This window comes from Corallococcus sp. AB032C (genome assembly GCF_003668935.1).
GTDB classification, from domain to species: domain Bacteria; phylum Myxococcota; class Myxococcia; order Myxococcales; family Myxococcaceae; genus Corallococcus; species Corallococcus exiguus.
This window is the reverse complement of record NZ_RAWP01000192.1, coordinates 1-8,452: the sequence shown is the minus strand read 5'-3', so window position 1 is coordinate 8,452 and position 8,452 is coordinate 1. Positions and strand designations below refer to the sequence as shown.

The 8,452-nt window shown below is 68.0% G+C and carries 11 protein-coding genes; 8 read left to right on the top strand and 3 right to left on the bottom strand.

The genetic code is table 11. The features are described from left to right. Window positions 1–96: 96 nt before the first annotated feature. The 3 genes from D7X99_RS40635 to D7X99_RS40625 are packed head-to-tail and all read right to left on the bottom strand — an operon-like array spanning window position 97 to window position 2,704. Window positions 97–777, bottom strand: coding sequence for an RNA ligase family protein (locus D7X99_RS40635; RefSeq protein WP_121782422.1), 681 nt, complete (start codon window positions 775–777; stop codon window positions 97–99). Then, window positions 777–1,301: a hypothetical protein gene (locus tag D7X99_RS40630; protein ID WP_121782421.1), complete on the bottom strand. Its 525-nt coding sequence runs from the start codon at window positions 1,299–1,301 to the stop codon at window positions 777–779. The genes D7X99_RS40635 and D7X99_RS40630 overlap by 1 nt, the downstream gene beginning before the upstream one ends. Next, window positions 1,298–2,704: a DUF3696 domain-containing protein gene (locus D7X99_RS40625; RefSeq protein WP_121782420.1), complete on the bottom strand. Its 1,407-nt coding sequence runs from the start codon at window positions 2,702–2,704 to the stop codon at window positions 1,298–1,300. The genes D7X99_RS40630 and D7X99_RS40625 overlap by 4 nt, the downstream gene beginning before the upstream one ends. Window positions 2,705–3,140: 436 nt before the next feature. Here D7X99_RS40625 and D7X99_RS40620 point away from each other — a divergent pair, with 436 nt between their 5' ends. The 8 genes from D7X99_RS40620 to D7X99_RS40585 form a co-directional block, all read left to right on the top strand. Continuing rightward, the gene (locus D7X99_RS40620; protein WP_121782419.1) at window positions 3,141–4,199 is read left to right on the top strand and encodes a triacylglycerol lipase; all 1,059 of its coding nucleotides are present in this window, start codon (window positions 3,141–3,143) and stop codon (window positions 4,197–4,199) included. 242 nt (window positions 4,200–4,441) lie between these two features. Then, window positions 4,442–5,830, top strand: coding sequence for a F0F1 ATP synthase subunit beta (gene atpD, locus D7X99_RS40615; RefSeq protein ID WP_233614165.1), 1,389 nt, complete (start codon window positions 4,442–4,444; stop codon window positions 5,828–5,830). Continuing rightward, the gene (locus D7X99_RS40610) at window positions 5,823–6,242 is read left to right on the top strand and encodes a hypothetical protein (RefSeq protein ID WP_121782418.1); all 420 of its coding nucleotides are present in this window, start codon (window positions 5,823–5,825) and stop codon (window positions 6,240–6,242) included. The genes atpD and D7X99_RS40610 overlap by 8 nt, the downstream gene beginning before the upstream one ends. After that, window positions 6,235–6,525: an AtpZ/AtpI family protein gene (locus D7X99_RS40605; protein WP_121782417.1), complete on the top strand. Its 291-nt coding sequence runs from the start codon at window positions 6,235–6,237 to the stop codon at window positions 6,523–6,525. Before D7X99_RS40610 ends, D7X99_RS40605 begins: the two co-directional genes overlap by 8 nt. Further along, complete coding sequence (locus D7X99_RS40600; RefSeq protein WP_121782416.1) at window positions 6,522–6,755, top strand: hypothetical protein; 234 nt, start codon at window positions 6,522–6,524, stop codon at window positions 6,753–6,755. The genes D7X99_RS40605 and D7X99_RS40600 overlap by 4 nt, the downstream gene beginning before the upstream one ends. After that, entirely contained in the window at window positions 6,752–7,426 is a 675-nt protein-coding gene (gene atpB / locus D7X99_RS40595) for a F0F1 ATP synthase subunit A (protein ID WP_121782415.1), read from the top strand. Before D7X99_RS40600 ends, atpB begins: the two co-directional genes overlap by 4 nt. 2 nt (window positions 7,427–7,428) lie before the next feature. Then, window positions 7,429–7,689 carry an ATP synthase F0 subunit C gene (atpE, locus tag D7X99_RS40590; protein WP_121782414.1) on the top strand — a complete coding sequence of 87 codons (261 nt, stop codon included), beginning with the start codon at window positions 7,429–7,431 and terminating at the stop codon, window positions 7,687–7,689. Between the two features lie 6 nt (window positions 7,690–7,695). Next, the coding region (locus D7X99_RS40585) for a hypothetical protein (RefSeq protein ID WP_233614163.1) at window positions 7,696–8,452 on the top strand (757 nt) is incomplete at its 3' end.

The following is an 8,452-nucleotide window of genomic DNA, read 5'->3' as shown; positions in this document are numbered from 1 at the left end:
GGCGGGGTGGGTGGCCTGCTGTGAACGCTTGGGGGCCCAGGTTCCGGGCCCTGGAGTCCCTCCGGCCATCGCGCTCCAGCACTCGCCCCCATCACGTCATCGCGCAGCCAGGGTGTTTCGTTCCAGAGGGCGGGAGGACCAGTGTTCCTCGATGGCCTGGACGAACTCGGGACGGACGATTTTCGCGCGCGCGAGCAGGAAGTCACCCTCGTCACGCCGGAGGTAGAGGCCCTCCATGGGCGCATGGGTGAGGTGCGAGGGGCCGAGCAGGTTCACCACGTCGTCCGCCGTGAGATGCGCGCGCGCGACAGTGGGCACCGCTGCGAGGCCGAGCGAGGCCACGAGGGCGTCTCGTTTCGGGGAGGACCAGAAGCGTCCGGCCCGCTTGTCGTAGACGTCGAAGGCGAGGAACCAGTCGGGCAAGGCGTCGTAGCGCACGCTGTGGACCGCGAAGCACCATTCACCAAAGAGCATCAAGTGTTGGCCCAGGGTCTCGACAAGTTGCTGGCGCCTTGTCTCCAGCCAGGGCCACAGCGGCTGGAACTGGGGGGCTGCTCGGGGACCGAGGTAGGCGCCGCGGTTCTGGGCTCGCAGCTCGCCGTCAGGGCCCACGGAAATGCCAAGGTTCGCCCCGTCGATCTTTTCCTCGATGAGGACCTCGCCATCGAGGAACTCCCGTGCCTCCGGTGGGGAGAGTACCTTGTCATGGCGTACCGGCCTGGAGGAAAGCCAGGCGAGGTGCGGGGTGTGGGGGAACTTGAAGAAGTCGTCAGCCATCACTCCCCACCCTGACGCCTGTGGAGTTCCTCGATGTCCTCGGGGCAGAGAAAGTGGATGCGGACCCCGCAGCGCTCGAACTCTCTGCGCAGCCCCCACCATTTACTGTCCGTCGCCTGGAGGATGGGCGGTCGATCCTCGTGGGCACAGCTTGCCGCGACGAACTTGCGGTCCGCCGGGTCGAAGCCAGCAAGCGCCCCGTCACGGGGAAACTCCTCGAAGTCGCGAGGATCATCCGGGTGTGGCGTCAGCGAGACCCGGACGCAGCGAGCCGGATTGGCGTGGTTGGTCAGGACCCACTTGAGGAAGCGGTCTCCCACGCCAGGCTGGCCCGTGGGAGATAATTTGTGTTTGTACTCGTTGATGATGCGCCAGTTGTCATCAAGAACGATGCGTCCGCTTTGGGTCACTGCGTTGAGCGCCTGGACACAGGCCTGAACGCACGCGGAGCTGACCGTGTTCGCCTTATTGGCGGTGAGCGGCACATTGGTGTCGATGACGAATAGCGCAGGGGACGCGTTCATTGAGGGGACTGCTCCTGCTGGCGCTTCATCGCCGCCTCGGTCATCGCCACGAGGTCGCCCATTTCGTCACCGAAGAAGTCCTTCGGCCAGTTGATGATGTTCCCGAATTCGTCAAGCTTCAGCTTCTCGATGCTCGAACCCTCAGGACCGGGTGAGCAAAAGTAGAGTGCTGTCTCCTCCGGCAGGAGTTTCCCTTCGGCGATACGCCGCTGGATTCGGCGCAAGAGGTGCTCGGAGTGGCTCTCGATGAGCAGTTGGATGTTTCGAGGCTGCCCATCCTCGCTGGCGTGAATCGCATCGATGAAAACGTCCGCGAGTTCCGTCTGTGCCCTTGGATGAAGGTGGAGTTCGGGCTGCTCGAAGAGCAGCGTGGATCCGGGCTCGGTATAGAAACATTGAAGCAAGACAGGCATGACCTGGGAAACACCGAACCCAACGTCCGGCAAGCGAACCGTCATGGGGCTGCCAGGAGTGCGAACAAAGACTTCGTACTCCTTGCGAAAAGGGGCAATTGGCCGGACCTCGAAGGAGTCCAGTAGCCCCATGCCGACCAACTTTTCAGCGATCATCTGCGTAAAAGGACGGGCAGGGTGGTCCTCCACCTGGATTGAGCGCTCAGTCGAGGCCAGCAGTGCGGCAACCGTGAGGCGGCCGTCTTCGCCTACGCTTTCAGGGGCCTCACCCGACCAGAGATAGGTTCTATGTGGGGGCTGTCGCAGTGGGCCCAGGTAATGGATTGCGTCCAGTTGGTCTTCGAGTTCGAGCGCAAGGCTGTCGATGTCGCCGGGGAACTTGTAGTGCGCATCGGCTTCATGAGGGAACCCGTAGAAGTGAATGGGCGCTGATAGCGCCTCCCCTGCAGATTCTTTCTTGGCAAACTCCAAGTGCTCCAGAAGTAATTCGTACCCTGGCCCATGAGCGCGCCTGGCCATGCCGATGCCGTACGTGGCCCATAGTGTGTTCAGCCGGTAAATGAACTGCTTTACTTCGATTCTGGCGGATTGTTTGTCTTCTTGGCCAATCAGGGCCTCGAAGGAGCGGGAAGGAATTGGCAGGTTCTCCACCTTTCCTTGCATGGTGGAGGGAACCTCAATTGTGGCCGGCCCTCCTTCCTCCGGCACCCTTATGGTCCACTCCATGTTGAAGCGGAGGAGCGCGGCAGGATCCTGGCGAAAGAGCATTTCCGGAAAGGTTCCCATATCGACGGGAGTGCTCTCGTCGCCCAGGTGGAGCACGCGCTTCCGGTCTCGCGACTGTGCTGTTTGCTGCAAGAGGAGAAGGAATTGCTGGAGGCTCGTCTTCCCCGAGCTATTCGTTCCGAAGAACATCGTGAGCGGCGCGAGCTGGATGTCGCCCGTGTCCTTCCACGCCTTGAAGTTCTGGATGTGGAGCTTCTTGAGCATGCCGCCGGTTCTACCTCACCCCTGCTTCTTCGGTTTCGTGCGGAGCATGGAAGAGTCCGTCCGTGCTCCGCTTCACTTCCTGGTTCTCCTCTAGACTTGGTGGGGCTCGCGGACTGCGCATCGAGCCCAAAAACAACGCGCAGGTCCGTTGCGAACTCCGACCGAGGTATGGCGCATCGACTGCAGGCCTGAGTGGATCGCGCCAACGGGAGTGAGCCGGATCCCGCAGGCGGATGAATGTCGGCGGATCGGCGAGAGTGAAGCGGCCTCCAGCTTGGAGCCTTGATCTGCTGGCTCTATGTCGCACCGCGCCACGCGCTCGGAGTCTCGGCTTCTCACGGACTTGGAACGGGCACGCAACTCCCGGCGCCATCTACCGACAATGTAGGCAAGCCTCCCTGCTGCTCAACTCGGCTCCCCCTCCCGAGGTCCCCTCATGGTCCAGGTCACGCGTCCTTCCAGCCTCACGCCGTCCACGCAGACGCGGGCCACGCCGGAAGCCCCTGCCCGGGCCAAGGGCGCGCAGGGCTTCAACGCCATCGTGAAGGGGGACAGCTTCTCGTCGACGGCTTCGGCGGGGTCGCAGCAGGTCAATGCCCTGCGCCTTCCCATCCCCTGGCCCGGCAAGGGCGAGGCGGACAAGATCGGCTGGATCCAGAAGGCGTATCCGCCGGCGAAGGACTCCACCGCGGAGTTCATGAAGCTCAACCAGGCCGTGCGCGCGGGCCAGAACGTGATGCCCCCCGAGGCCAAGAACTGCGTGTTCCTGGCCGTGGGCGGTCTGCTCTCCGAGGCCGCGCCCAAGCAGATCTACTTCGACAAGAACCTGGACGCGCTCGAAGCGCAGGGCCTGCAGGTCGGCCGCGTGCCCGTCGACACGGACATGGGCGTGGAGCACAACGCCGCCATCGTTCGTCAGGCGGTCCTCGAGGCCTCCAAGAACGGCAAGCAGGTGGTGCTCATCGGCCACAGCAAGGGTGGTCTGGACTCCGCGGCGGCCCTGTCGATGTACCCCGAACTCAAGGAGCACGTGCGCGCCCTGGTCACCATCCAGTCGCCCTACGGCGGCTCGCCCATGGCGCAGGACCTGCTGGACAACCCCCTCGTGCGCTACGGCGTGGGCGGCGCCATCGAGGCGCTCGGCGGCAGCATCCAGGCGGGTGAGGACCTGACGTACGACTCGCGCAAGGAGTTCCTGGCGAAGCACCCGATGCCCGAGGGCATCCCCACCGTCTCCATGGCCTCCACCACCGCGAACCCGACGTCGCCGCTGTTCGCCATGCAGGAGTACATGCACCAGCGCTACGGCGTGAAGTCGGACGGCCTGGTGCTCCCGCAGGACGCGTTCATCCCCGGCTCCAAGTCCGTGACCCTTTCCGGTTTGGATCACCTCGACTCGACCGGGACGACGCTCAACCCGTTCAAGCCCTACCAGCCCGAGGACCTGACGCTCTCGCTGGTCGCGATGGCGCTGAAGATGCCCAAGGGCGGCTGAAGCCTCACATCCTTCCAGGCGTCACGGCTCCGGCTGCCGCGAGCGGCCCGGCGCCCGAGCCACTGTCTTCGCAGCTGGTGCGTTTGCGGATGCACCCTCCGTGCATAAACCCATGAGGGGTGTGCACGGGAGCACGGGATGCGGACGGGAAGGCCATGCATACGGGCGGCGACGCCCGGCCACGCCTGCCTCTGGACATGCGGCCGCGAGCCGGGCGTGCCCTTGGACGGGGGAGGCCTGCCTTGACGCGCGCGGGGGCCGCCGTCCGAGGGCGCGTTGCCTCGATTCGCGGCACCGTCCTAGAGGTCGACGTCGAGGGCGTGCTGCCTGTCGTGGGCGCGGCGCTTTCGTGTGCAGGCCCACAGGGGGCCGTCTCCGCCGTCGTCCATGCCCATGTCGGCGCTTCACGCCTGCGGGCCATCGCGCTCGACGAGACGCGAGGGCTCCGCCGGGGCGCGGAGGTCGAGGGGGACGGACTTCCCCTGCGGGTGCCGGTGGGGCGTGCGCTGCTCGGCCGCGTCGTCGACCTGCGGGGGCGGCCGCTCGATGGCGGCGGCCCCGTGGCCGCGGAGACCTGGCGCCCGGTGCACCGCCCGCCTCCACCCCCCGGAGTTCGCCGGCCCTGGACGGAGGTGTACGAGACGGGAATCAAGGTCATCGACCTGTTCTGCCCCTTCGTCCGGGGAGGACGGGCGGCCGTCTTCGGCGGCGCTGGCGTGGGCAAGACCGTCGTCCTGACGGAGTTCATCCACAACGCCGTCGCCGACTTCAAGGGGGTCGCCGTCTTCGCCGGTATCGGTGAGCGCTCACGCGAAGGACTCGAGCTGTGGAGGGAGATGGAGCGCAGAGGCGTCTTCGCGCGCACGTCGCTCGTGTTCGGACAGATGAAGGAGACACCCGGGGCCCGGTTCATGGTGGGCGAGGCCGCGCTCTCCATCGCCGAGTACTTCCGCGACGACCTGGGCCAGGACGTGATGCTGGTGGTCGACAACCTCTACCGCCATGTCCAGGCGGGGATGGAGGTGAGCGGCCTGCTCGGACGGCTTCCCTCCCGCGTGGGCTACCAGCCCACGCTGGCGGACGACGTGGCCGCCATCGAGGAGCGCATCACCGCGACCCTGCGCGCGGACATGCTCTCCGTCCAGGCGGTGTACGTGCCGGCGGATGACTACGGCGACCCGGCGGTGGCGCACGCGTTCTGGCACATCGACAGCGCGCTCGTCCTGTCGCGAGACGTGGCCGCGGAGGGCTACTACCCGGCGGTGGATCCGTTGACGTCGTCGTCCAAGGCGCTCGACGCAGCCTTCGTGGGCGCGCGCCATTACGAAGTCGCCGAGGACGCGCGGCGGCTGCTGGCCCGCTACGCGGAGCTCCGGGACATCATCTCCATGCTCGGCATCGACGAGCTGTCGCCCGATGACCGGCTCCTCGTGGGCCGGGCGAAGCGGCTGCGCAACTTCCTCACGCAACCCTTCTTCGTCACCGAGAGCTTCACCGGGATGCACGGACAGCGGGTCCCCATGTCGGAGACCGTGGAGGGCGTCGCCGCCATCATCGAGGGGCGGTGTGACGCGCTGCCCGAGGACCGCCTGTTCATGATGGGCGCGCTCCCAGAGGTGCTCCATGCGTGAGCACTCCCTGCGCTTCGTCATCTGGACGCCGGACGCGTGCGTCGTGGACGAACCGGTGCTCGCGGCACGCGTTCCCACCGGATCCGGACAGGTGGGCCTGCGGACGGCGGAGGAGCCCTTCGCGTCAGTGGTCGAGGCGGGGCTCTGTCTCCTGCGGCGGGAGGAGGGCCTCCGCTTCGCGGCCACGGCCGGAGGGCTCCTCGACGCCGGCCGGGACACGGCCACCCTCTACACGCCGTTCGCCGCGGTGGGCGCGCGCGGAGAGGACGTGCTCGCCGCGCTCGAAGGCGTCCTCCGGTTGCCCGACAGCGAGCTCGCCACGCGGCGGCGCATGGGCGAACTGGAGCAGCGCATCGTGCGCGAACTCCGGCATCCGGGCCCGGTGCCTCGCGCGAGGGCTCCTCATGGCTGAGCGCTCGTCACCCTCCCGGCGCGGGGATGCCCGCGAACGGACGCGCAAGGAGCTCCTCCGCTTCCAACGGCGGGAATCCGGGGGGCGGCCCTGGCGGGCGCTTTCGCTCATCGGGAGCGTCGGGTGGCCCATCGTCCTCCTGGCCACGGGAGGCGCGTTCCTGGGCAGGTATCTCGACGTCCGGTTCGGGACGGGCGTGCACCTCACGCTGCTGCTGCTGACGCTGGGCACCGTCGCGGGAAGTGTCATGGCGTATCGGACCGTGCGGGAGACCCGGACATGAACGGCTGGCTCTTCGCGCTCCTGGGGGCCTCCGTCGGCGCGGTGCAGGCCGGACTGCTCGCGCGCACGGTGGGCACGCATCCCCAGCCCGCGTTGACGCTGCTGCGCCTCGTGCTCGTCGGAGGGGTCCTCTTGCTGTCGGCACTCGCGGGCCACCTGGTCGCCGGGGCCGCGGGGTGGATCACCGGCTTCGCCGTGGCGGGGACGCGGGTGCACCGGAGGCTTCGATGAACGCGGAGATCTTCTCCGAGCACGTGCTCTTCTGGCTCGGCCCCGTGCCCGTCACGCGCACCATGGTGACCAGCGCGGTGACCAGCCTCTTGATGCTCGCGCTGGGGGCCTCCTTCGGGAGGGCCGTCGTACGGAAGCCGTCGGGCCGGTGGGCCGCCGCCGGGAGGTTGACGTTCAGGTTCCTCCAGGAACTGATCACGGAGGCCGTGGGCCGCCGCTCGCCCGGGCTGGAGGTCTTCGCGGGCAGCCTCTTCCTGTTCATCGCCGGCGCGGCCCTCCTGGGCCAGCTTCCCGGCATCCAGGCGCCCACGGCCAACCTCGCCGCGACGAGCGCCCTGGCCGTGGTGGTGTTCCTCGCGGTCCCGGTCGCGGGCATCCGTGCCCGCGGAGCGCTCGGCTACGTGAAGCACTACTTCCAGCCCAATCCACTCCTCTTCCCGTTGCAGCTCATCAGCGAGCTGTCACGGACGCTGGCGCTCGCGCTGCGCCTCTTCGGCAACATGATGAGCGGGCACCTCATCGTCGCGCTCATCGTGGCGCTCGTCGGGTTCCTGGTGCCGGTTCCGCTCATGGCGCTCGATCTGCTGATCGGCCTGCTCCAGGCGTACATCTTCACCATTCTCACGAGCGTCTATGTGGGCGCCGCGATCCGCATCGGCGAGGGAGGCTGAGCATGAACGAGCATACGGTCCTGGCGCTGGGGTCCATCATCACGGCGGGGCTGACGATGGCGCTGGGGGCCGTCGGGGCCGCGTATGGAGAGAGCCGCATCGGCGCCGCCAGCATGGAGGCCCTGGCCCGGCAGCCCGACGAGGCGGGCGCCATCACCCGCAACGAGTTCGTGGCCCTGGCGATGGTGGAGTCCACCGCCATCTTCTGCCTCGTCATCGCGCTGGTGCTGCTCTTCGCCAATCCCTTCGTGGCCGCGAGGTGACGTGCCTTGTCGCCCACGCTCGCGAACTTCCTCTTCGAGGCGGTGAACTTCCTGCTGCTCGCCGTGGGGTTGGGGTGGCTCCTCTTCAAACCGGTGCGGCGCGCGCTCGACGCCGAGCGCGAGCGGCATGCCCGGACGGAGGAGGAGGCCCGGCGCCTGCGGGAGGAGGCGGAGGCGCTGTCGCGCGCGGCTCGCGAGGAGCGGGACGCGGCCGGACGGGAGAGCGACGCGCGGCGCCGCGAGCTGCTCGCGTCGGCCCGGCGGGAGGCGGCGAGCGTCGTCGAGGCGGCGCGGGTGACCCAGACCGCCGACCGGCAGCGGTTGGCGCAGGAGCTGTCGGCCTGGCGGGAGTCCCAGGCCGCGGAGCTGGCGGAGACGGTGGGGCGCATCACCGCCGAGTCCGTTCGCGCGCTCCTGGGCGCGCTCGATGGCCCGTCGCTCGACCTCGCGCTCATCCGGGCCGCGCGCGCTGAACTGGACTCGGTGCCAGTAGAGGCCCGCGGCGCCGCGCTGGTGGAGTGCGCGCGGCCACTCGACGCGGAGGCTCGCGCGCTGCTGGCGGGCGTGCTGGGAGACGGGCTGCGGGCGCGCGTCGTCGGTGAGCTGGGGGCGGGGGTCCGGGTGACGACGCCGGCCGGACAGGTGGACGCCACCGCGCTCTCCGTGGCCCGGCAGGCGGCCCTCGCCGTGAAGCGAACGATGGACGGCGCACAGGTGGGGGCCTGTCTCCTATACACATCTCCGAGCCCACGAGACGCTCATG